Consider the following 21,958-nt stretch of genomic DNA (forward strand, 5'->3'; position numbering starts at 1 on the left):
TCTTTTTATTCCGCTATAAAGTCCGCCTTTAACACGGCATACATGGCCAAATCAACAAATCGGCCTTTCATAAGGAAATGCTGGCGCGCGACTCCTTCTTTCACCATCCCCACCTTTTCCAGCACCCGCTGCGACTGGAAATTGTCCGGAATAATAGGCGCTTCCACTTTATTCAGCCCCATCTTTTCAAAACCGAAAGCGATCAGCGCTTTTGCCGCTTCTTGGGTAAGCCCATTGCCCCAATAGTTGCGTGACAAGGCATAACCGATTTCCGCCCGGCTGTGCTTTGGCAACCATTTTACATAATCGATGGTGCCGATCATCTTCCTTTCGCTCTTCAATTCGATTGCCCAAGTCAGCTTGTTTTTCTGTTCATAGCCGTTCAGGATGAAGCGAAGATGTTCCTCTGTATCTGCCGGCGTCTGATGCACTTCCCATGGCATGAAACGGGAAACCATCGGATCAGATCCATACTCAAACATGTCTCCGGCATCTGCCAAGGTGAGCTTTCTGAGAAGTAAACGCTCTGTTTCGATAACCGGCAAATGGCCGTAGATGTGTTCACTGTCTGTCATTTCATTTCCTCCTTTTATTGATTGCTCGCCAGGCTTCCTTTTTCCGTGACTTGTACTTTCCAGGAAACAATCGTTGTGCTGTCCCGAACTCCATTTTTCTCAATTTCCGCTAGCAGCGCACTAACGCCTTGTTCATTTGAAACGCCCTTAAAGCATCTCCTGATTACTTTTGGTTCCGCAAACGGTTCACCTGGACATTCAACCAAACCATCGGTCGTCAGAAACAAATGATTATCCCCTTGGCGCAATTCCCGGGTGCTGCTTGAATAACAAGGCACCGCTCCTTCAAAAGTGTTCACTTGCCCGATCCATTCGTAAAATTGGCGCTGGTTCAGCTGATACTGCCCAAATCCGGCCAATTCCGGATGAAACAAATACAACAGGCAGTCCCCGACCGAAAACCACCAAATGTACTTGCCTTTTCGGACAGCAATCAAACAAGCCGTTTCTCCCTGGACATTCCGGCAGACTTTGCGGAATTCTTCAGCTTGAAACATAGCCAGCACCTTTTTTTCAAGCGAGTGAAAAAAGGCAGGATCAAGCGGCTGATTCAACAAAGTTTCCAGCGCTGCTTTGTGGGCTTCCACTTGTTCCAAGACTTTCTCCGCGCTTTCTGCCGTATTGTGCGCATCGAGCAGCAGGACGAATTCCCAATCTGCCTGTGAGTTTATCCACACCAGGCAGCCGTCTTCGTTCTTGTACTGCCCGGCCGATGAATTGCCGCCGAAGCGCCCGACCGTCAGATGATCCATTGAAAAGACATGGGGCCGGTCGACAAAACTGTCGCGGCTGCCGACCCAACTAAAACTTTCTGCTGTTTTCTCCAAATGCCCTTCCCCCTTTAGATTTTTCTAACATTATATGGGAAATGGCATAGGAATGGAATACATTTCCTACGTGCAGATGCACGCCTAGTTTTTTCTGCAAAAAAAAAGCCGCTTGCCGAAGCAAACCGCTTTTCCTTTAATTTGCTATTCATTTAAAATGCTTTCTTCCAGCATGTCGAATTTGTTGCCGTAGACTTTTGTGATATGGCCGTCTCCCCATGTGCAAAGCGAATTCAGGATGCTCTCGAGGCTTTCCCCATATTCGCTCAATTCATACTCCACTTTTGGCGGTACCTGATTGTAGACAATCCGGTTAATGACGCCATCAGACTCCAATTCACGCAATTGCTGCGTCAGCATTTTCTGGGTAATGTCCGGCATTAAGCGGCGCAATTCACTCGTCCGCTTCTTGCCCCGCATCAAGTGGCACAAAATGACGCATTTCCATTTTCCACCAATGACTTCCAGCGTCGCTTCTACGGAAATATTGTATTTCTTATGCTTCATTAATTTCTTCTCCTTTCATAGGAACCAAAAAGTTCCTACGATACTTTTTGGTGTCTATAGCACTTTAAAGTGCGTACTTCTCTTTGTTTCGTGTATGTCCCATACTAACATTTATCGGTTGAAACACAACGATATTATTCTTATTTTGGAGGAGAAAAAATGGCTACAGATAGAAAAAGAAGCTCCTTTGCTCTTTTGGCTTTAGCACTCAGTGCATTTGCCATCGGCACAACAGAATTCATCAGCGTCGGACTGTTGCCGATGATTGCGGAAGATTTGGATATCTCAGTTACCACCGCTGGCCTCACCGTATCCATCTATGCACTGGGCGTCATGTTCGGAGCACCGGTCCTTACCTCGCTGACGTCCAATATGTCCCGGAAATCTTTATTGCTTTGGATTATGGTGGTTTTCATCGCCGGGAATTTGATGGCGGCTTTGGCTGGAACGGTTGGCTTGCTGCTGGTCGCCCGTGTCATTTCTGCCCTTGCCCATGGCATTTTTATGGCCATCGGCGCTACGATTGCCGCAGATCTTGTTCCGCCTCATAAAAGAGCAAGTGCTATTGCGATCATGTTTACCGGATTAACGGTTGCGACCGTCACGGGTGTCCCATTCGGCACATTTATCGGCCAATTATTCGGATGGCGCTTTGCATTTTTCACAATTGTCATCATCGGGGTTATTGCGTTGATCGGCAACAGCATCCTGGTTCCATCCGATTTGCCGAAAGGAGCTCGCACGACATTTGGCGATCAGCTTAAATTAGTTACAAACGGCCGATTGCTGCTGGTTTTTATCATCACTGCATTGGGGTATGGAGGAACGTTCGTGGTTTTCACGTATTTATCGCCTTTGCTGCAGGAAGTTACCGGATTCAAATCCGGAACCGTCACGTTGATTCTGCTGGTTTATGGCCTTGCCATTGCTGCCGGAAACACCATCGGCGGCAAATTATCGAACCGCAACCCGATTAACGCACTGTTTTATATGTTTTTGATCCAGGCAGTCATCTTAGTGGTTTTAGCGTTTACCGCTCCTTTCAAAGTTGCTGGACTAATCACCATTCTTCTGATGGGCTTGTTCGCTTTCATGAACGTACCGGGTCTGCAGGTATATGTAGTGATGCTCGCAGAACGTTTTGTACCAAGTGCAGTCGATGTCGCTTCCGCTATCAATATTGCCGCATTTAATGCCGGTATTGCATTAGGCGCTTATTTCGGCGGCCTGATTGCAGAGTCTTTCGGGCTGACCCACACTGCTTGGGCAGGTGGATTGATGGTGTTTGCCGCTGTCATTTTGACCGGCTGGAGCCGTCTGCTCGAACGCAAGTCCCTGAGTAAAGAAATGCCGCTGCATCCGGTACAGGATACCCAGCTAGGTTGAGGCATAGGATTTGGGTTATGAATTTACTAACAGGAATATTTTTATTACACAGGAGGATGATCAATGATGGAAAAAACTTTGCAAGATACAGTTAAATTACAAAATGGTGTAGAAATGCCCTGGTTCGGATTAGGGGTTTTTAGAGTTTCTGAAGGACCTGAGCTCGTAAATGCAGTCAAAGCCGCCATCAAAAATGGTTATCGCAGCATTGATACGGCTGCCATCTATGGCAATGAAGAAGGCGTCGGCCGAGGAATCCGGGAAGGGATGGCAGAAGCCGGCATCTCCAGAGATGAGTTATTTATAACATCAAAAGTCTGGAATGCAGATTTAGGCTATGAACCCACCATTGCTGCCTATGAAGCAAGTTTGCAGCGGCTTGGTTTGGAGTACTTGGATTTATACCTTATCCACTGGCCGGTTGAAGGAAAATACAAAGAGGCCTGGAAAGCTTTAGAAACTTTGTACAAAGACGGACGCGTCAAATCCATCGGCGTCAGCAACTTCCAGGTCCATCATTTGAAAGACCTGCTGCAGGAAGCCGAAATCAAGCCGATGGTCAACCAGGTTGAATACCATCCATACCTCACGCAAAAAGAAGTTCAGGCTTTTTGCATAGAACAAGGCATTCAGCTGGAAGCCTGGTCGCCATTGATGGCCGGTGAATTATTGAATCAGCCCGTGCTGAAAGAAATTGCAGAGAAATACAATAAATCAGTTGCCCAAGTGATTTTGAGATGGGATCTGCAAAACGGGGTCGTGACCATCCCGAAATCGACCAATGAACAGCGGATCATTGAAAATGCTTCTATTTATGATTTCGAACTTTCGATAGAAGATATGGACCGCATTGAAACATTAAACCAAAACAAGCGCGTAGGGCCCGACCCGGATAATTTCGATTTTTAACGAGCAGCAGACAATCTCTTTAAAAGAGCTTGTCTGTTTTTTCTTTGCCTGAATACGGATTAGACAGATACCTCGAAATTTGATATTGTACATTAGTTAGCTTAACTAACAGTTAATCAGACTAACCATTTTCAAAAGGAGGTCTTCCCATTAAAACATTTCAGCAATTTTTCCACCAATTTATGCTGTTGTATCGGCCTTTTGAGCATCATCTCAATATAGAGCTTGGCAAACATGGCTTGTACCGGGCGGAATGGACAATTCTGTATTACCTGGCCAACAATGAATCGGCAACATTGGTCGAGCTTGCCCAGTATCAGCGAGTCGAAAAACCGACGATGACCCGAATTATTAGAAGCTTGGAGGAATCCAGCTTTATCGAGCACATCCCTGGAAAAGATCGGCGCGAAAAGCCGATGAAGCTAACTGAGCTTGGCAAAAAAGTATACGCAGAAGTCCGGGTGACGGTCGACCGGTTTGAACAGGATATTCTCGAAGGAATTTCCGAGGAGCAGCAGCTGGAAGCTATCGAAGTCATGAACGCAATACGCAATCAACTAATCAGTAAGGAGTCAGGCAAGTGAATCAAAACAAGCCTCCATTATGGACAAAGAATTTTATCATAGCATCCTTAATCAATTTTTTTCTTATTTTAATCTTTTACCTATTAATTGTTACCATCGGCAAATATGCCGTTGAGGAATTTAGCGCCACTACCAGTGAAGCAGGACTCGTTACCGGGATTTTCATCATCGGTACGTTGATCGGCCGTTTGGGGATTGGACGGGTCATCGACAAAATTGGCCGGAAACGGACGCTGCTTATCGGCCTCTCTTTGTTCACCGTCACTACCCTTCTTTATTACGTGCAGCTCGGCCTTCCTTTCTTGATGGTCAACCGCCTGCTGCACGGCATGACCTTAGGCATCGCCAGCACGGCAGCAGGTACCATCGTGGCCCAGATCATTCCCATGTCCCGAAAGGGGGAAGGCATCGGCTATTTCAGCATGAGTGCCACAATGGCAACGGCGATCGGCCCTTTTATCGGTCTCTTTATGACCCAGCGCACCAGCTTTGAAGTCATTTTCGGCCTTTGCCTCGCTTTAGGAGCCATCAGTTTACTCGTTTCCTTGTTTGTTCAGGTGCCGCCTTTGGAAGCAGCTCCCACATCCGCACAAACAAAAGGTTTCAGCGTTTCGAATTTCCTTGAACCGAAAGCGATTCCGATTGCCTTTATTACACTAGCGGTCAGCTTATGTTATGCGAGTGTGCTGTCGTTCATCAATTTCTACGCAATTGAAATCGACTTGGTCGACACGGCCAGCATGTTCTTCGTGGTCTACGCATTAGCCGTCTTGGCTTCGCGCCCATTCACCGGCCGCTTGATGGACGTGAAAGGCGCCAACTATGTCATGTATCCGGCTTTTGCTGTCTTTGCTCTTGGCCTATTTTTGCTGAGCACGGCAGACAATAGCGTTACGTTACTGTTGTCAGGTGCGTTGATCGGCCTTGGTTTTGGCAATATGCAATCGACTACACAGGCAGTGGCCGTCAAACTGACGCCGCCTCATCGCATGGGGCTTGCCACTTCAACATTCTTTATCTTTATGGACGCCGGCCTCGGATTCGGCCCGTATATTTTAGGTTTTATCATTCCCATTACCGGCTACAGCAATATGTACGTGATTTTAGCCATTGCGGCGCTGGCCACAGCGTTCTTGTACTACTTGCTGCATGGCAAGAAAGAGCACGCAGCAAACGAGACAGCATCGGTATCATAGGTTTGAAAGGCATCCTTCTATGGATGCCTTTTTTGGGTTTCCCGTAGCCGACAAATTGCTTTCCCATCCTTCATCTGGGAAACTAGTAAAAAAAGAGATAAAGGAGTGACGCTTGAAATTGAGTTCATCAAATCCCCGGCTATGGACTAAGGATTTTGTCCTTACCTCTTCTGTCAACTTCTTTCTGGTTTTGATTTTTTACCTTTTGATGGTGACCATCGCGGTTTATGCCGGCGACACTTATGGAGCTTCCACTAGCGAAGCCGGTCTCGTGACCGGCATTTTCATCATCGGCGTATTGGCCGGCCGCCTGATTATCGGACGATTTCTGGATCGCATTGGACGCAAAAGGACGATGGTAATTGGTCTCGCCCTGTTTACGCTTACAACTTTCTTTTATTTTCTGGAGCTCGGGCTTCCGTTTCTGATGTTCAACCGCTTTTTGCATGGCATGATGCTCGGGTTTGCGGCAACCGCTGCCGGCACAATCGTCGCGCAGATTATCCCGGCATCACGAAAAGGCGAAGGAATCGGTTATTTCAGCCTTAGCAACACGCTGGCGACAGCCATCGGACCGTTTATTGGCCTTTACATGAACCAGCACTCGAGCTATGAAATGCTCTTTGCGCTGTGCCTCGCCTGTGGTGCAGCCAGCCTGGCCATTTCCTTTCTTGTCACCGTGCCGCCCGTTGAAGCTCTGCCGGCCAAAGATGAAATTAAAGGTTTCAAACTGTCTCATTTCGTGGAACCGAAAGCGGTGCCTATTACGTTAGTCATCTTCATCGCCGCTTTCTGCTACGCAGGCGTTTTGTCGTTTATCAGCTTCTATGCCGTCGAACGCGGGCTGGTGGCAGCTGCGAGCTTTTTCTTTATCGTTTACTCCATCGCGATTCTTTTCTCAAGGCCCTTCACCGGCCGGCTTATGGATGCCAAAGGCGCAAATTACGTCATGTATCCGGCATTCTTTATTTTCGCGGCGGGGCTTTTGCTGCTAAGCACCGCAGAAACGACTTTACCATTTTTGCTTTCCGGTTTCTTAATCGGCCTGGGATTTGGCAATATGCAGTCCACCAGCCAAGCCGTCGCCATCAAACTGACGCCGCCGCACCGAATGGGACTGGCAACGTCAACTTTCTTTATTTTCATGGATGCCGGCCTTGGATTTGGTCCGTATCTTCTTGGCTTTATCATAGCCATGACCGGCTACAGCACCATGTATGCCATTTTAGGCGGGGTGGTCGCTGCAGTTTCCGTTCTTTACTATTTTCTGCACGGCAAAAAAGAACACCAGGCCAACCGGCTTGCTTCGGCTTAACGTCAAACAAAAAGGGCATCCTCAGGGGATGCCCTTTTCATATATGCTTTTATTCTTCTTCCGCTTCCGCAGCGTCCGCTTCGGCTTTTGTCTTGTGGACAGTGCCGGGTTCATGTTCAGGCGGCGCGTAGATGGAGTAGACTTTCAATGGCTTATCGCCTTTATTGGTTACGTTATGGTATTTTCCGGCTGGAATCATGATGGCGTCGTCGTCTTTTGCGTCCTGTTCGAACGTCAAATTGTCTTCGCTGTCGCCCATCTGGACGAACCCGCTGCCGCCTTCGATGCGCAGGAATTGATCGCCTTCATGCTTTTCGAGTCCGATGTCATCGCCTGGTTCGACGCTCATGACCGTTACTTGCAAGTTTTCACCGGTCCAAATTGTCGTCCGGAAATTTTCGTTTTTCGTTGTCGCTTCTTCGATGTTCACCACATAAGGTTCTTTTCCGTGATCTTTAAAATCCATTCAGAATTCCTCCTTTGAATTTAACTAGACATTCCTTCTATACCTTTGAATGTCCCCGTTCAAACAAGGGTTCCTTCAGATCAATTGATCAATTGCTTGACCAGTTCTTTGTTGCGCTCTTTGAAAACTTCGTTATGCGATGACACCATGGCCATTCCATAGGCGTCCGGCTGGATAAACTGCTTCGCTTTGTTGACGGCATTTGCCGCATCCTGGAATGTCCCGGCGATCAAATTAAGTTTTCCTGGATGCTGCAGGATATCGCCTGCTGCGTACAAACCTGGAACGGAAGATTCACTGTTGGCGTTGCCGGCGATGTAATAGCCGTCTGCAATTTCAATATCCAGTCCGCTTTGCTCCAGCAAGGTGGCATCGCGTTCATAGCCGTGGTTGATGATGACTTCATCAATCGGCAGCAGCGAAGTGCCGTCCGTTTCCTGATTTGTCAGTTCAACGAGTTCGATGGCATCGCGGCCGTCAGAAGCGATTAATTTCGTAATCGTGGTATTCAATAAGCATTCAGCCGAACTGTTCATCAGCTGTTTCACTTGGGCTTCGTGTCCGGCAAGCTCCTGCTTCCGGTAGGTCACATAGACTTTTTCCGCAATCGGTTCCAGTTCATTGGCCCAGTCGACAGCGGAATTGCCTCCGCCCGAAATCAGGACAGTCTTTCCTTTAAAGCGGCCAAGTGATTTCACGGTGTAGTTGAGATTCGATACTTCAAAACGTTCTGCACCCTTGATCTCAAGCTTTTGAGGGTTTAAGATGCCTCCTCCAACGGCGACAATGATCGTTTTAGACAAGTGGCGCTCGCCTGAAGAACCGGTCAGTTCAAAAAGACCATCTTCGTTCCGGTTAATCGCTTCAATTTTTTCATTTAACACGACTTCCGGATTGAACGTCAGCCCTTGTGCAACCAGCTGTTCAATGAGCTTGGCGCCTTGGATCGGCATCTGGCCGCCGACGTCCCAAATCATTTTTTCCGGGTAGACATGGATTTTCCCGCCAAGCTGCGGCTGGTACTCAATCAGTTTGGTTTTCATTTCTCTTAATCCACTGTAAAAAGCTGAGTATAGTCCGGCTGGCCCTCCGCCGATGATGGTGACGTCGAAAATATCTGTTTCGCCCATAAATAATCCACTCCTCTTGTCAATTTTCAGTTGACACTGAAAAAATTACGACTTATAGTATTGATTGTACTGAAATTGATAATCATTATCAATGAATTTATTATTAATTTGTTTTGAACGCTTAAAGGAAGCTTTTTGTACATAGGAAATTTGCTTCTTTTGGTTTTTTCACCACCAAGAAGTTGAAGGAGAGGTTTTGCAGGATGGTTCGTCTTTTAACAGAGGAATTGAATGTCGGCTACGGGGAGCGGCTGATCGTCAAAGATTTGAGCGTTGAAATTCCAGATAAAAAAATCACTACCATTATCGGATCGAACGGCTGCGGCAAGTCGACTCTGCTAAAAGCGATAACCCGCATCATTTCTCAGCAGTCCGGCTCGGTTGTACTCGATGGAGGCAATATTGCGAAAGAAAGCACCAAAGCGCTCGCCAAAAAAATGGCGATTCTGCCCCAGACGCCGGAAAGCGCCAATGGTTTGACCGTCGGAGAGCTCGTCTCTTATGGAAGGTTTCCTTATCAGAAAGGCTTCGGCCGCCTGTCCAAAAAAGATTACGACATGATCAACTGGGCGCTGGATGTTACCGGCACACAGTTTTTCAAATACCATCCGGTGGATGCACTGTCCGGCGGCCAACGCCAGCGTGTCTGGATTGCTATGGCTTTGGCACAGGATACGGAAATGATTTTCCTGGATGAGCCGACCACTTACCTGGACATGGCCCATCAGCTGGAAATCCTGGAATTGCTGGAGAAGCTCAACCGCGAACAAGGGCGTACCATTATCATGGTGCTCCATGACTTGAACCAGGCCGCCCGCTTTGCCGACCATATCATTGCCATGAAAGACGGCCAGGTCGTAAAAGCCGGTACGTGCGAAGAAGTCATTACGCAGCCTGTATTGAAGAAAGTTTTCCGGATTGACGCCGAAATCGGGCTTGATCCGCGCACACAAAAACCGATGTGCATCACTTATAACTTAATCAAAGGAGTTTGACCCATGAAAAAATACTTGGTACCTTTTCTTTTATTAGCGATCTTGCTGCTTGCAGCTTGCGGCAATGAAAAATCGAACGAAGCAGAAGCTGAAAGCACAGAAGGCAAGTCTGAAACGATTACATACGAATCCGAGAACGGCCCGGTAGAAGTCCCTGCTGATCCGCAGCGCGTCATCGTCCTGTCCACTTATGCAGGGGACGTTATGGCGCTTGATGTACCGTTAGTGGGCGTAGATGCCTGGTCAAAAAACAATCCTCGTTTTGACAAAGATTTAGCGAATGTAGAAGAAGTGACAGAAGACAATTTGGAGAAAATCATCGAATTGGAACCGGATTTGATCGTCGGTCTTTCTACCATCAAAAATATCGACAAATTAAAGGAAATTGCACCGACCGTGACGTTCACTTATGGTAAAGTGGACTATCTGACACAGCACCTGGAAATCGGGAAATTGCTGAACAAAGAAAAAGAAGCTCAAGACTGGATCACTGACTTCCAAAAACGCGCTCAACAAGCCGGCGATGATATCCGTGCGGAAATCGGCGAAGACGCAACCGTATCCGTCATTGAAAACTTCGACAAACAGCTTTACGTCTTCGGCGACAATTGGGGGCGCGGAACCGAAATCCTTTACCAGGAAATGAAATTGAAGATGCCGGAAAAAGTAAAAGAAATGGCATTGAAAGATGGATACTATGCCTTGTCACAAGAAGTGCTGCCTGAGTACATGGGCGACTATGTCATCTTCAGCAAAGACAGCGAACAGGACAATTCATTCCAGGAAACCGATTTGTATAAAAACACTCCAGCAGTGAAGAACGGCCAAGTGTTTGAAGCAAATGCCAAAGAATTTTATTTTAACGATCCTCTCACATTGGAATATCAACTCGAATTCTTTATCGAGAACTTTTTAGGCAAGTAACACAGCAAAGAGGGATTCTTTTACCAGAATCCCTCTTTTATTCTCTTACAGAAAAGATGATGATTCATGTACGGCAAAATGCCATTTTTGACGAAATTACTCATAAGCTTTGCTTTATTTGCAGCTATATTCATAACAGCCATCGTGTTCGGTGCAGCTGACATCAGTTTAAAAGATGTCTGGCTGGCCTTGTTTTCAAGTGCAACAAGTGACGACATCAACGTTATCCGGGAAATCCGCCTGCCTCGGGAAGCTGCCGCTGTTTTGGTTGGAGCGGCACTTGCAGTTTCCGGCGCGATGATGCAAGGGATGACACGCAATCCATTGGCTGACCCTTCCCTTCTTGGTTTAACGTCCGGAGCCAACGCAGCACTCGCTGTGACGCTGGCGTTTATTCCAGGAGCCAATTACTTCTGGATTACCATCGCCTGCTTTATCGGTGCGGCAATCGGCGCCGGCATCGTTTTCGGGCTTGGCGCCTCGCAGCGGGGCGGATTCTCGCCTTTTCGCATCGTATTGGCCGGAGCCGCCGTTTCGGCGTTTCTTTCCGCTTTGGCAGAAGGCATCGGTCTGTACTTCAAGATTTCCAAAGATGTCTCGATGTGGACAGCCGGCGGCCTGATCGGCACGTCCTGGGGCCAGCTGCAAATCGTGATCCCGTTCATCGTTCTCGGCCTTTTGATTGCGCTCTTTTTATCACGTCAACTGACCATCCTGAGCTTGAGCGAAGAAACAGCTGTCGGACTTGGCCAGCGGACCACTTACATTAAAGGCGTTCTGTTTGTGGCCATTACGATTCTTGCGGGTGCTGCAGTAGCACTTGCCGGAAACCTGGCCTTTATCGGCTTGATGATTCCGCATATCGTGCGGGCCATTGTCGGCACCGACTACCGCTTCATCATTCCGATGTCAGCAGTTGCCGGCGCTATTTTCATGCTGTTCGCAGACTTGCTTGGACGGATTATCAATGCACCGTTTGAAACGCCGGTCGCAGCCATTGTGGCGTTATTCGGCTTGCCGTTCTTCTTGTTGATTGTCCGGAAAGGAGGGCGTGCATTCGCATGATCCATCCAACTTTACTGAAAAAACAACGCCTTTATTTCGGCATTCTTCTTGCTTTGATCGCAGCAACCGGGATCCTCAGCATGGGAATGGGCTATTCTCCCCTTTCCTATGACCGCTTGCTGCCCGCTATTTTTGGCAACGGCACATTTAAAGAAGATTTCATCTTGTTCTCTATCCGGCTGCCGCGCATTGTGATTACTTTGCTCGCCGGAATGGCCCTTGCCTTGTCGGGAGCCATCCTTCAGGGCGTGACGCGCAATGACCTGGCAGACCCGGGGATTATCGGCATCAATTCAGGTGCCGGTGTCGCCATTGCAGTGTTTTTCCTGTTTATGCCGATTGAAGCCGGCTCTTTCGTTTATTTATTGCCGCTTGTCGCTTTTGCAGGTGCTTTGGTGACCGCGCTGCTGATTTACGCTTGTTCCTACAATAAAAATGCCGGCCTTCAGCCGGTCCGGCTTGTATTGGTCGGCATTGGCTTTTCGACGGCGTTGTCCGGCGTTATGATTATCCTGATTTCCTCTGCAGAACGCGAAAAAGTCGATTTTATCGCCAATTGGCTGGCGGGCAATATTTGGGGCACGGACTGGCCGTTCATTTGGGCGCTGCTGCCTTGGCTCGTCGTCCTGCTGCCGTTCACTTTATACAAAGCGAACCGCCTGAACATCCTGAATCTCAGCGAACCGGTGGCTGTGGGCATCGGGGTATCGCTCGAAAAAGAGCGCATCGTCCTGTTGCTGACAGCAGTCGCACTTGCCGCTTCTGCGGTATCCGTGACCGGCGGCATTGCGTTTATCGGTTTGATGGCCCCGCATATCGCGAAGACGCTTGTCGGCCCGCGCAATCAGCTGTTTCTGCCGCTGGCCGTTTTGATCGGCGGTTGGCTGTTGCTGCTCGCTGATACCGTCGGGCGGAATCTGCTTGAACCAAGCGGAGTCCCGGCCGGCATCATGGCCGCTTTGATCGGCGCGCCTTATTTCATGTACTTGTTGCTAAGAAAATAAAAACAGCCATTGAGAACTTTTAGGTTCTCAATGGCTGTTTTTTGTTTAATCCGGTCGTTTCATGGAAAAAATTTCGCCAAGTTTGGCGTAATTGGTGCCTGCCAGGCGGCTGACCGGCTTTAAGGCTTCCGGATTGATGCGGCCGTTTTCGTAAATCGATTCGTCAATATGGAAACGGACAACTTTGCCGATCAAAAGCCGGGTGCCGCCGAGTTCCACTGCCTGCTCCAGTTGGCATTCGAATCGCACTTTCGCCTGTTCGACTGACGGCACTTTCACCACTTCGCTTGGGATGAGCGTCAGTCCGGTCAAATCGATTTCGCTTTCTTCCGGCGAAAGCGATGCCGCGGTTTTATTGACTTCAGCGACATTCGATTCATCCACTACGTGAATCACAAACTCTCTGGCTTCAATGGCGTTCCGGGCAGTGTCTTTCAGCACTCCTGCTCTGCTTTGGACAGAAATCGACAAGAGCGGCGGGTCGGATGACACAATATTGAAGTAGCTGAACGGGGCCGCATTCACAAGGCCATCTGCGGACATGCTGGTGACAAACGCAATCGGGCGCGGAATGACGGTTCCAACCAGCAATTTGTAGTTTTCGCGTTCTGTCTGTTGGTTCGGGTCAATCGAAAGCATGGCAACTCCTCCTAAAAGTTAGTTTTTCTCTTTGGAAGTGATTTGCCGCGATAATTTAAGAATCATCGTCAGCATGACACCAATTCCGGAAATCATGTAAATAATGGTGAAGACTTTACCGAAGTCAGTGGCAGGTTCCAAATTAGCAGATCCAACCGTTGTCAGGGTCGCTGCACTGAAGTATAGCGCATCAATAACGGAAAACTCTTCAACGGTTGAGTAAAAAATCGTTCCCGACACCAGAATTGTCAGCGTGATAACCAAAAGCACCTGAAATTCCTTGTCTTTGATTAATTGAATCATTGCTTTCAGCATGCGCCGCAAAGTGAGTATAAATGAAATCATAGATGTGTCCTCTCTGGCTCTAATCTTGGAGTACTCTGTCTTTCATTATAAATGTTTTCAAGAAGAATATGTTTTTCAGCCCAAAAAAGAAGCGCTGCTTTATAAGCGCGCTTCCCTTTTGGATGTCCATAACCCTTACAGCGCAAGAGCCACATCCACTTCCATCGGTGTTGGAGAGGGCTTTCCGAAATAATACCCTTGGAAAAGCTGATAGCCCTGCTGCTTCAGCCATTCGAAATCCGTCCGCTCTTCAATTCCTTCAGCCAAAGGCACAGAACCGACGTCGAGCGCTTTCCGAAGAAATTGGAGCGCTACTTTTTGCTTGGCCGCATCATTTGCGACCCCTTGCACATATTGCATATCCAGCTTCATGTAATTCGGCTTTAAATCGGTCAGCATCTCAATGGTGCTATAGCCTTCCCCGACATCGTCAAGCGCGTACTCAAAGCCTTTTTCCTTATAATAAGCCAAAATCGTTTTCAAATGATCCAAATCTTCCACTTTTTCGGTTTCTACCACTTCAAAGACAAGCTGTTCCGGATTCACGCCCAGTTGATTGGCCAGGTGGGTTGTTGAACGCAGGCAAAATTCCGGTGAATAAATCGACGTCGGGATGAAATTGATAAACGCTTTCGCTTCTTTTAAGGCCACAGCATATTTGACAGCCGTCATCCGGCAAACCCGGTCCAGGGCATACAGGCGTCCACGGCTTTTAGCTGCAGGAAAAATCTCCCCCGGATAAATCACCGAGCCGTCTTCGTTTTGAAAACGTGCCAGCATTTCATACGCATAAATTTTTCCATGGGCATCGACGATCGGCTGGTAATGGCATCGGATGAGTTCTTTTCGAATTACTTCATCAATCCATTGCATGTCCATCACCGTTTCAATGTCGGCGAATGGCTTCCATCGTTCGCGGTTGATCCGGAACAGCACTTGTTCCGTCTCCATAAAATGATGGCAGAAATCCATGAACTCTTTTGCGCCGGATTCCGGAACAACAAGCCCCTGCTCTTTGGCTTTAACGGCAATGCCACGCCGTTTCATATGTTCAACGATTTGCGGCAAAGCTTCTATATTGGTATTGCCCATTACTTTAATTTCAAATTCCAGCTCCAAAACAGAGCAATTATTGCATTGCATACGGAAGGCCTCCCTTTTCCTGTTAACTAAATTCTACTTTATCCAGAAAGGATATAAAAGGAAATTAGTTTTACACCTGTTAAAAATTTTCAATATTTCCCGGGAAATATTGAAAACTGCACTCTTCCGCATCTTCTTTCTTTCTGAACGGGCTGCTTTTAAATAAAGGGTTTCTCCTGTTAATGGAGAATATATTCTTTATTATCCTGTATTTCTTCAAGCTGAAAATAAAGGAGCTGTTCGTATGGGGAAAATTGTTGTATCGATGTATGTGACGCTGGATGGAATTATGGAGATGCCTTCCTGGACCGCCCCTTATTGGAACGATGAAATTGCTAAATTTGAATTAGACTTGCTGTCTGCCAGCGATGCCTTGCTGCTTGGGCGCATCACTTACGAGGAATTTTCTGCACGCTGGCCGGAACGGGACAACGAAGAAGGGTTTGCCGACCGGATCAATTCCATGCCGAAATACGTCACGACCACGACGTTAACAAAAGCCGAATGGAATGCGACATTTATAAAAGAAAATGCCGGAAAAGAAATTGCGGAGCTGAAGAAAGCCAATCAGAAGTTATTGGTCTATGGAAGCGGAACTTTGGTCGAGAAATTGCTGGAACATGATTTAGTCGATGAATTGCATTTGCTGACATTTCCATTGGTGCTGGGAGAAGGGAAATGCCTTTTCCAGCAAGGAATGGATTCGAAGAAATTCATGCTGACCAACAATTGGGTAACAGAAACCGGAGTCGTCATCTCAAGCTACGCACCGGAAACATAAAAAAGCTCCCTTAACGGGAGCCTTTTTTTCATTGAAAGTTAAGTTTTCGCGAATTTATTCTTGGCGTAAATATAAGTAACGGCCAAAGCCGCTACCAAGACGCCGCCTTTGATGATGTCAAACGCGTAATAAGGAAGGTTGAGGATGGTCAGCCCATTCAGCAGGATGCCGATGACGGCTGCGCCGAAGAATGTGCCGAGTGCGTTCGGTTTGCCGGCGCCGAGCACCGAATAGCCGACGAAAACGGCCGCTACCGCTTCCATCAATAATGGCGCTCCGGCATCAATCTGTCCTGATCCGACGCGTGCAGTAAACAAAATCCCTGCCATGGAAGCAAACACGCCAGAGACGACATACGCGGTGAATTTCACTTTTTTGACGTTCACGCCGGACAACGTGGCCGCTTCGGCGTTGCCGCCGGTCATGTAGAGGATCCGTCCCCAGCGTGTGTGGTTCAGCACGATGTAGGACGCAAGCACCAACACTAGCATGATCCATACCGGCACCGGCAAGCCGAGCATCTGCCCTTGGCCGATCCACAGGAACGCATCCGATAACTGGCCTGGTGCGGTGCCGCCGGATGTCAGCGGCATATTGTTGTAGATGGAGTAGCCTTCCGTATACGTCCGGTGCAGGCCGGCTACGATGTACATCATGCTCAAAGTCGCAAGCAGATCCGGAATGCCAACCACGACAATCAGGAAGCTATTGACCACCCCGACCAAGACACCGACAAGAAGCGGCAACAGCAGCACTAGCCATAACGGCATTTCATACCAAACCATCAAAGAAGCCGTCACTACGGTCGACAACGACATCGTCGAGCCGACTGACAGATCAAAACCGTCCACCACAAGCGTAAATGTCACTCCCAGCGCCAACAGCGTCACAATGGAAATCGAACGAAGGATATCCGTAAAGTTGCCGTATGTGAAAAAGGCGTCGCTAATGGTGCTGAAATATAAAACGATAAAGGCCAGCAAGGCAATTGCCCCGTATTTAAACAGAAACTGGATGGCTCTCTCTTTTGCTGAGCTGCCGGTCTTCGGCAGGCTCTTCTTTTCCACCGCTTGCATATAACAAAATCCTTTCCTGGGTCGCTTCTTGCCGTGAAAATTCCTTCACGATCTGACCGTTATACATAACCAAAATCCTGTCCGATATTCCGATGGCTTCATGGATTTCACTGGAGAAATAAAGACAGCCTTTGCCGCTTTCCGCCAGGCTCCGAATGAGCTTGAAAATATCCACTTTGGCGCCGATGTCGACGCCTTTTGTCGGTTCATCAAAGAGATAGACGGCCGAATCGAGTGAAATCCATTTGCCGATTGCCACTTTCTGCTGGTTGCCGCCGCTTAAATGGACCAGTGGTGTATTGGTGCTGCCCGTTTTGATTTGCAGCCGGCGAATGATTTCCTCTGCAAAGCTCTTTTCCGACTTTTTATTCATAAAAAATCCGGGTGAGAATTTTTTCAAATTCGGAAACGATGCATTTGTCTGAAGGGATTCGTGGACAAACAGCCCTTCTTTCCGCCGTTCTTCCGGCACCAGTGCAATTCCCGCTTTGATGGCATCTCCCGGATGCTTGAGCTTCAACCGTTTTCCTGACAGCTCGACCGTACCGGATGTTAACAGCGTTTCGCCGAACAAAGCTTTTGCCAATTCTGTCTTTCCTGCTCCGACTAATCCGACGACGCCGACAATTTCACCGGACGCTACTGTAAGTGACACGTCGTTGACTTTTTGCCCATCTCTTAGGTTTTCTGCAGTCAGCAACGGACCGCCAATCTCATGGCCGCGGTGGACGAGTTCCTCGCTGAGCGTTTTGCCAAGCATCGCTTCCACAATTTCTTCTTGTCCTGCCTGCTCTGTTTTAAAGGTATGGACCCATTTCCCTTCTGCCATCACTGTGATTCGGTCGCTGATCTCGAATACTTCCGGCAGCCGGTGGGAGATGAAGATACAGCCGACTCCCTGCGCTCTCAATTTACGGATGACGGCAAACAGCTTGTCTGCTTCGCGCAAGGACAATGGAGCGGTTGGCTCGTCGAAAATGATGATTTTTGCGGAATGAACGAGAGCCCGGGCAATCAGCACCAGTTGCTTTTCGGCCAATGTCAGGTGGGCCGCTTTTTGTTTGACGTTAATGTCTTCAGACTGCAATTCAGCTAATGCCGCTTCTGCCTGTACATGCAGCTTTGTTTTGGAAACAAACAAGCCGCCTTTTGTAAACGTATCAAGGAGGATATTTTCAGCTACCGATAATTCCGGGACAATCGCCGTATCCACTTCCTGGTACACACAGTAGATGCCTTGCTGTTTCGCCGCTTTTGGCGACGGCAGTAGGATGTTTTTGCCGTCCAATTCAATTTCTCCTGCATCCTGTCCATAAACCCCAGACAGGATTTTGATCAATGTGCTTTTTCCGGCGCCGTTGACGCCAAGAAGCGCATGCACTTCCCCTTGTTCAAGGCCGAACTCGGCATGCTCTAACGCAGTCACTTTGCCAAAGGTTTTCCGGATGCCTGTCATCTTCAGCAATGAATTCCCCACCGGCTTTGCCCCTTTCTTGGAAAGGAGCCGCCCCGTTGTACAGGACAGCTCCGCTTGGTTTTCTATTTAGCACCTGCACGCTTATATAGTTAACGGGCTGACCAGGTGCTTCCGCTTTTCTTGTTGTCCAGACTCCAGCACCTAGCCCTTCGAGTCGCTTCTGCCTTACCGGCCATGGCAAAGTGTGCCACTTCGCCGGTCCGTCTTATGCCCGTCAGGTTTTGCCGGATTGCCTCCCTTTTCTTTGTTATTTACTCTCTAACTCAAGGAGCGCATCCGTATACCCTTGTTCGCTTGCGCCCCAGCCTTCGATATACTCGCTCAACTCAGCGGTAGTGATCGCTTCTTCCGGCAGTTTTTCCGCATCTACGAAAATTGGTTCCAATACCACTTTTTCTTCCGGTTTTTCGCCGTTGATCTGCTGGTATAGGTAACGCACCTGGATGCGTCCGATATCAACCGGATCCACCGCTGCCGATGCAACCCACGGGCTGCCGTCTTTTTGGATCATCTGCAAATCTTCATCACTCATGTCGATGCTGTACACGTTGATGTCTGTGCGTCCGGACTGTTCGATGGCTCGTACGGCGCCTTTTGCAAATTCATCCCATGCAGCCCAGACCGCTGTGATTTCGCCTTCGTTCGGATACTGCTTCAATACCGCTTCCATCTGCGCTTGTGTATCAAGTGCCGTATTTTGTGTGGCCGCACCAAAAGCCGTTACTTCTTTGATGCCGGTATTGGTTTTCAAAAATTCCTCGTAAGCGATTTGGCGGCGTTCCATCGGCGCGAAGCCGGCCACCCAGATTTTCACGATATTCGCTTGACCGTTATGGTCTTCAGCTAATTTTTCCAATGTCAGTTCGGCCATCTGTTGGTCACCTTGTTCCAAAGAAACAACGCCTTCCACCTCAACTCCGGCGTCAAACGCGACAACCGGAATGCCTTTTTCGACCGCTTTTTCAACGCCCTGGTTCAGCGCTTCTTTTGTGCCGTGGTCAATCAAAATGCCGTCAAAGCCCTGGTTAATAGCGGCATCCAGATTTGATGCCATTTTTGCCAAGTCGCCGTCTGAGGTGAAAACGGTCACTTCGCCGCCGAATTTCCCGACTTGTTCTTCGACCCCTTCAATATACTGAGCTGAAAAAGTTCCGAGGTTTTGCTGCATGATAAGCGCCACTTTTTTGCCGGACAGCGGATTGTCCGAAGCTTCCGCTTTCGTGCCGTCCGCCGCCTTTTCCGCACTTCCATCACCTTTTGGCTGGCAGGCTGCCAGAACTGCACTGATGATCAATAAAATCGTTAACAATAAGAGCGACTGTTTTTTCATAATTTGTCTCCTTTTCCTGCATATAAATTAAGAACTTCGGGAATGTTCCGCTGAAAATCGCCTTGGATAATCCCTTTTTCTGTGATAATGGCGGAAATTAAATGCGCCGGCGTCACATCGAATGCCGGATTGAAGACTTTTGTGCCAAGAGGCGCCACCGGCTGATGGCCGATATGGGTAATTTCTTCCGCTTTCCGTTCTTCAATCGGAATTTCTTCCCCGCTTCGGGTCGCAAGGTCAAACGTTGAGGCAGGGGCTGCCACATAAAATGGAATCCCGTAAGCATCTGCGAGAATCGCGAGATTGAGGGTGCCGATTTTATTGGCCGTGTCACCGTTTGCCGCGATGCGGTCTGCCCCGACGATGATGGCTTGAATGTCTTTTGCGCCGATGGTATGGGCTGCCATGCTGTCGGTGATGAGAGTGACGTCCACTCCCGACTGCTGGAGTTCCCAGACGGTCAGCCGCGCACCTTGGAAGACCGGCCGGGTTTCACAGGCATATACTTCAAACTTTCGGCCGCGTTCGCTTCCCAAGTGAAACGGCGCCAGCGCGGTTCCGTATTTAGCCGTGGCAATCGAGCCGGCATTGCAAATGGTCATGACGCGCCCCCGCCCTTCCAACAGCGACAAGGCGTATTCGCCGATCTGGCGGCAAGATGCCTCGTCTTCCTGGTGGATGCGCTCGGCTTCTTCGATGAGAAGTGCTTTTCCGGCTTCGGCCGTTTCGGCTTTTTGAACGGTTTTAAGCAGCCGCTCAAGCGCCCAGACCAAATTCACCGCTGTCGGCCGCGACTGGCCCAAATATTCTGCATCTGTTTGCACAGCCTCCAAAAAAGCTTCGGCCGTATCCGTACTATGGCGCTGGGCGGCAACCGCCAGCCCATAGGCAGCGGTAATGCCGATGGCCGGCGCACCGCGCACTTTCAGCGTAAAAATCGCTTCGTAAACATCTTCAATGGTTTCAAGCGTCAAATAATCGATTTCATGCGGCAGTTTCTGCTGGTCTAAGATAACCAGCTGCCCTTCTGTCCAGACAATGGATAACGGAATACTCATGGCTGCAGCTCCTCCAGGAGTCCGGCTACCGCGCCGATTGATGTCAATTCGGCGCGCTTTAGAATTAAGGCTTCTCCTGTTTGCAAAGTTTGCTTTTTCAGACGGATGCGCTGCTCCGCTTCTTCAATGCCGTCCAGGTCTTTTACATGCGCAAGGCCAATCGTGCGGCGAATCAATTCACAGCCCGCAAAGCCAAGCGTATCGCGAAAAATCTTTTCCAGCACAAATTCTTTGTAGCCGGCCGTTTCTTTGAAGGCTTCGATGCCTTCCTGCTCCCACAGCTGCGTGAAACGGGCAGAGAAAACGTCCCATGTCTTTTCAATATGGATTAAAACGACTTGCCGTTCTTCGCCGCTTCGCGTAATTGACTGGACAATCAAATTGGCCAGAAACAAACCGACATCAAAACCGATCGGTCCGTAAAACGCGAATTCCGGGTCGATGACTTTGGTTTCCGACTCGCTCGCGAAAATACTGCCGGTATGGAGATCACCGTGCAGCAGCGCTTCCGCTTCCGTCAAAAAGCTGAACTTCAGCTTCGCGGCTTCCAGTTTCAATGGAGCATTGTTCCAAATCGCTTCTACCGCTCCCTGCAGTTCCGGTTCGTAGTCGTTGGTGTCGTTGTTGAAGAACGGGTCGGTGAAAATCAGGTCTTCTGTAATTTTGCACAGTTCCGGATTCGAATACTCGGCCACCAAACGTTTTTTCTCAAACGGGTGAAGCGCAAAATCGGATGTATGGAACAGCGTACGCGCCAAATATTCGCCAATGTCTTCGGAAAGTTTCGGGTAGGCTTCTCCTTGGATCAACCCTTCACGCGCAATCGTCAGATGCGACAGGTCTTCCATCACCGTAATCGCCAGTTCCTCATCGGTTGCATAGACGGAGGGCACAAGGCCCGGTGCGAATTCGCCGTGCTTTTGGAGAGCGTTCGCTTCAATCGCTGCACGCTTCAAGGTCAGCGGCCAGCTTTCCCCGACCACTTTCGCATACGGCAGTGCTTGTTTGATGATCAGAGCCTTTCCGCTTTTCGGATCTTTGACCTGGAATACGTAATTTAAATTGCCATCGCCGATTTCGCGGCATACCAGTTCCGCGCCTTCAGGGAATGGATATAAGCGGCGAGCCAGTGCAATGGCTGTTTCTTCTGTTAATGCTTCGTATTGTTTGGTTGCAATTGTCATCATTCATCTACCTCTCCGGTTCAATATAAAAAGCCTCTTTCC

Annotated in this window: 23 protein-coding genes; 10 read left to right on the top strand and 13 right to left on the bottom strand. The window is 48.7% G+C overall.

The annotated features are described in order from the left end of the window. Positions 1–5: 5 nt before the first annotated feature. The 3 genes from QWY22_RS18845 to QWY22_RS18855 form a co-directional block, all read right to left on the bottom strand. Positions 6–575 (bottom strand): GNAT family N-acetyltransferase, encoded by a 570-nt coding sequence (locus QWY22_RS18845; RefSeq protein WP_300982319.1) that lies wholly within the window; start codon positions 573–575, stop codon positions 6–8. A gap of 14 nt (positions 576–589) precedes the next feature. Further along, positions 590–1,402, bottom strand: a complete 813-nt coding sequence (locus tag QWY22_RS18850; RefSeq protein WP_300982320.1) for a PP2C family serine/threonine-protein phosphatase — start codon at positions 1,400–1,402, stop codon at positions 590–592. A 144-nt stretch (positions 1,403–1,546) separates the two neighbouring features. Next, the gene (locus QWY22_RS18855; RefSeq protein ID WP_300982321.1) at positions 1,547–1,909 is read right to left on the bottom strand and encodes a winged helix-turn-helix transcriptional regulator; all 363 of its coding nucleotides are present in this window, start codon (positions 1,907–1,909) and stop codon (positions 1,547–1,549) included. A 159-nt stretch (positions 1,910–2,068) separates the two neighbouring features. Between QWY22_RS18855 and QWY22_RS18860 the strand changes: the two genes are divergently transcribed. The 5 genes from QWY22_RS18860 (at position 2,069) to QWY22_RS18880 (ending at position 7,299) form a co-directional block, all read left to right on the top strand. Next, positions 2,069–3,295, top strand: a complete 1,227-nt coding sequence (locus QWY22_RS18860; RefSeq protein WP_300982322.1) for an MFS transporter — start codon at positions 2,069–2,071, stop codon at positions 3,293–3,295. Positions 3,296–3,361: 66 nt separating this feature from the next. Next, positions 3,362–4,204 carry a glyoxal/methylglyoxal reductase gene (gene pgoN / locus QWY22_RS18865; RefSeq protein ID WP_300984436.1) on the top strand — a complete coding sequence of 281 codons (843 nt, stop codon included), beginning with the start codon at positions 3,362–3,364 and terminating at the stop codon, positions 4,202–4,204. 182 nt (positions 4,205–4,386) lie between these two features. After that, positions 4,387–4,788, top strand: a complete 402-nt coding sequence (locus tag QWY22_RS18870) for a MarR family winged helix-turn-helix transcriptional regulator (RefSeq protein ID WP_300982323.1) — start codon at positions 4,387–4,389, stop codon at positions 4,786–4,788. Further along, positions 4,785–5,984, top strand: a complete 1,200-nt coding sequence (locus QWY22_RS18875; protein ID WP_300982324.1) for an MFS transporter — start codon at positions 4,785–4,787, stop codon at positions 5,982–5,984. Before QWY22_RS18870 ends, QWY22_RS18875 begins: the two co-directional genes overlap by 4 nt. Positions 5,985–6,102: 118 nt before the next feature. Beyond that, positions 6,103–7,299, top strand: coding sequence for an MFS transporter (locus QWY22_RS18880; protein WP_300984437.1), 1,197 nt, complete (start codon positions 6,103–6,105; stop codon positions 7,297–7,299). A 49-nt stretch (positions 7,300–7,348) separates the two neighbouring features. On the opposite strand, the gene QWY22_RS18885 is transcribed toward QWY22_RS18880, so the two are convergent. Beyond that, positions 7,349–7,765, bottom strand: coding sequence for a cupin domain-containing protein (locus tag QWY22_RS18885; protein WP_036811150.1), 417 nt, complete (start codon positions 7,763–7,765; stop codon positions 7,349–7,351). Positions 7,766–7,845: 80 nt separating this feature from the next. Further along, entirely contained in the window at positions 7,846–8,895 is a 1,050-nt protein-coding gene (locus QWY22_RS18890; RefSeq protein ID WP_300982325.1) for an NAD(P)/FAD-dependent oxidoreductase, read from the bottom strand. 203 nt (positions 8,896–9,098) lie between these two features. On the opposite strand from QWY22_RS18890, the gene QWY22_RS18895 reads away from it, so the two are divergent. From QWY22_RS18895 to QWY22_RS18910, 4 genes are all read left to right on the top strand, one after another. Continuing rightward, a complete protein-coding gene (locus tag QWY22_RS18895) occupies positions 9,099–9,890 on the top strand; it encodes an ABC transporter ATP-binding protein (protein WP_036811144.1) in 792 nt (263 codons plus the stop codon). A gap of 3 nt (positions 9,891–9,893) precedes the next feature. Beyond that, the gene (locus tag QWY22_RS18900) at positions 9,894–10,814 is read left to right on the top strand and encodes an iron-hydroxamate ABC transporter substrate-binding protein (protein ID WP_300982326.1); all 921 of its coding nucleotides are present in this window, start codon (positions 9,894–9,896) and stop codon (positions 10,812–10,814) included. A 66-nt stretch (positions 10,815–10,880) separates the two neighbouring features. Continuing rightward, positions 10,881–11,879 carry a FecCD family ABC transporter permease gene (locus QWY22_RS18905; RefSeq protein WP_300982327.1) on the top strand — a complete coding sequence of 333 codons (999 nt, stop codon included), beginning with the start codon at positions 10,881–10,883 and terminating at the stop codon, positions 11,877–11,879. After that, on the top strand, positions 11,876–12,883 hold the full coding sequence (locus QWY22_RS18910; RefSeq protein ID WP_300982328.1) for a FecCD family ABC transporter permease: 1,008 nt from the start codon (positions 11,876–11,878) through the stop codon (positions 12,881–12,883). Before QWY22_RS18905 ends, QWY22_RS18910 begins: the two co-directional genes overlap by 4 nt. 45 nt (positions 12,884–12,928) lie before the next feature. On the opposite strand, the gene QWY22_RS18915 is transcribed toward QWY22_RS18910, so the two are convergent. The 3 genes from QWY22_RS18915 to QWY22_RS18925 form a co-directional block, all read right to left on the bottom strand. Then, positions 12,929–13,522 carry a flavin reductase family protein gene (locus QWY22_RS18915; RefSeq protein ID WP_300982329.1) on the bottom strand — a complete coding sequence of 198 codons (594 nt, stop codon included), beginning with the start codon at positions 13,520–13,522 and terminating at the stop codon, positions 12,929–12,931. Between the two features lie 18 nt (positions 13,523–13,540). After that, positions 13,541–13,867 carry a potassium channel family protein gene (locus tag QWY22_RS18920; RefSeq protein ID WP_300982330.1) on the bottom strand — a complete coding sequence of 109 codons (327 nt, stop codon included), beginning with the start codon at positions 13,865–13,867 and terminating at the stop codon, positions 13,541–13,543. A gap of 135 nt (positions 13,868–14,002) precedes the next feature. Continuing rightward, entirely contained in the window at positions 14,003–15,010 is a 1,008-nt protein-coding gene (locus QWY22_RS18925) for an EAL domain-containing protein (protein ID WP_300982331.1), read from the bottom strand. A gap of 244 nt (positions 15,011–15,254) precedes the next feature. On the opposite strand from QWY22_RS18925, the gene QWY22_RS18930 reads away from it, so the two are divergent. Beyond that, positions 15,255–15,791: a dihydrofolate reductase family protein gene (locus QWY22_RS18930; protein WP_074509011.1), complete on the top strand. Its 537-nt coding sequence runs from the start codon at positions 15,255–15,257 to the stop codon at positions 15,789–15,791. A 38-nt stretch (positions 15,792–15,829) separates the two neighbouring features. Here the strand turns inward: QWY22_RS18930 and QWY22_RS18935 are convergent, their stop codons facing one another. From QWY22_RS18935 to mtnK, 5 genes are all read right to left on the bottom strand, one after another. Beyond that, positions 15,830–16,867 carry an ABC transporter permease gene (locus QWY22_RS18935; protein ID WP_300982332.1) on the bottom strand — a complete coding sequence of 346 codons (1,038 nt, stop codon included), beginning with the start codon at positions 16,865–16,867 and terminating at the stop codon, positions 15,830–15,832. Continuing rightward, positions 16,791–18,323 carry a sugar ABC transporter ATP-binding protein gene (locus tag QWY22_RS18940; protein ID WP_436836791.1) on the bottom strand — a complete coding sequence of 511 codons (1,533 nt, stop codon included), beginning with the start codon at positions 18,321–18,323 and terminating at the stop codon, positions 16,791–16,793. Before QWY22_RS18940 ends, QWY22_RS18935 begins: the two co-directional genes overlap by 77 nt. A gap of 268 nt (positions 18,324–18,591) precedes the next feature. Next, positions 18,592–19,674: a sugar ABC transporter substrate-binding protein gene (locus QWY22_RS18945; RefSeq protein ID WP_300982334.1), complete on the bottom strand. Its 1,083-nt coding sequence runs from the start codon at positions 19,672–19,674 to the stop codon at positions 18,592–18,594. Further along, positions 19,671–20,732, bottom strand: a complete 1,062-nt coding sequence (gene mtnA / locus QWY22_RS18950; protein ID WP_300982335.1) for an S-methyl-5-thioribose-1-phosphate isomerase — start codon at positions 20,730–20,732, stop codon at positions 19,671–19,673. Before mtnA ends, QWY22_RS18945 begins: the two co-directional genes overlap by 4 nt. After that, positions 20,729–21,919 carry an S-methyl-5-thioribose kinase gene (mtnK, locus tag QWY22_RS18955; RefSeq protein WP_300982336.1) on the bottom strand — a complete coding sequence of 397 codons (1,191 nt, stop codon included), beginning with the start codon at positions 21,917–21,919 and terminating at the stop codon, positions 20,729–20,731. The genes mtnA and mtnK overlap by 4 nt, the downstream gene beginning before the upstream one ends. Positions 21,920–21,958 lie beyond the last annotated feature (39 nt).

This window comes from Planococcus liqunii (assembly GCF_030413595.1).
Lineage (GTDB): Bacteria > Bacillota > Bacilli > Bacillales_A > Planococcaceae > Planococcus > Planococcus liqunii.

Bases quoted from the DNA above. Each gene is read 5' to 3' on its own strand.
- QWY22_RS18845 (WP_300982319.1), bottom strand. From the start codon at position 575: ATGACAGACAGTGAACACATCTACGGCCATTTGCCGGTTATCGAAACA.
- QWY22_RS18855 (WP_300982321.1), bottom strand. From the start codon at position 1,909: ATGAAGCATAAGAAATACAATATTTCCGTAGAAGCGACGCTGGAAGTC.
- QWY22_RS18860 (WP_300982322.1), top strand. From the start codon at position 2,069: ATGGCTACAGATAGAAAAAGAAGCTCCTTTGCTCTTTTGGCTTTAGCA.
- pgoN (WP_300984436.1), top strand. From the start codon at position 3,362: ATGGAAAAAACTTTGCAAGATACAGTTAAATTACAAAATGGTGTAGAA.
- QWY22_RS18870 (WP_300982323.1), top strand. From the start codon at position 4,387: ATGCTGTTGTATCGGCCTTTTGAGCATCATCTCAATATAGAGCTTGGC.
- QWY22_RS18885 (WP_036811150.1), bottom strand. From the start codon at position 7,765: ATGGATTTTAAAGATCACGGAAAAGAACCTTATGTGGTGAACATCGAA.
- QWY22_RS18890 (WP_300982325.1), bottom strand. From the start codon at position 8,895: ATGGGCGAAACAGATATTTTCGACGTCACCATCATCGGCGGAGGGCCA.
- QWY22_RS18895 (WP_036811144.1), top strand. From the start codon at position 9,099: ATGGTTCGTCTTTTAACAGAGGAATTGAATGTCGGCTACGGGGAGCGG.
- QWY22_RS18900 (WP_300982326.1), top strand. From the start codon at position 9,894: ATGAAAAAATACTTGGTACCTTTTCTTTTATTAGCGATCTTGCTGCTT.
- QWY22_RS18905 (WP_300982327.1), top strand. From the start codon at position 10,881: ATGTACGGCAAAATGCCATTTTTGACGAAATTACTCATAAGCTTTGCT.
- QWY22_RS18910 (WP_300982328.1), top strand. From the start codon at position 11,876: ATGATCCATCCAACTTTACTGAAAAAACAACGCCTTTATTTCGGCATT.
- QWY22_RS18915 (WP_300982329.1), bottom strand. From the start codon at position 13,522: ATGCTTTCGATTGACCCGAACCAACAGACAGAACGCGAAAACTACAAA.
- QWY22_RS18920 (WP_300982330.1), bottom strand. From the start codon at position 13,867: ATGATTTCATTTATACTCACTTTGCGGCGCATGCTGAAAGCAATGATT.
- QWY22_RS18925 (WP_300982331.1), bottom strand. From the start codon at position 15,010: ATGCAATGCAATAATTGCTCTGTTTTGGAGCTGGAATTTGAAATTAAA.
- QWY22_RS18930 (WP_074509011.1), top strand. From the start codon at position 15,255: ATGGGGAAAATTGTTGTATCGATGTATGTGACGCTGGATGGAATTATG.
- QWY22_RS18935 (WP_300982332.1), bottom strand. From the start codon at position 16,867: ATGCAAGCGGTGGAAAAGAAGAGCCTGCCGAAGACCGGCAGCTCAGCA.
- QWY22_RS18940 (WP_436836791.1), bottom strand. From the start codon at position 18,323: ATGACAGGCATCCGGAAAACCTTTGGCAAAGTGACTGCGTTAGAGCAT.
- QWY22_RS18945 (WP_300982334.1), bottom strand. From the start codon at position 19,674: ATGAAAAAACAGTCGCTCTTATTGTTAACGATTTTATTGATCATCAGT.
- mtnA (WP_300982335.1), bottom strand. From the start codon at position 20,732: ATGAGTATTCCGTTATCCATTGTCTGGACAGAAGGGCAGCTGGTTATC.
- mtnK (WP_300982336.1), bottom strand. From the start codon at position 21,919: ATGATGACAATTGCAACCAAACAATACGAAGCATTAACAGAAGAAACA.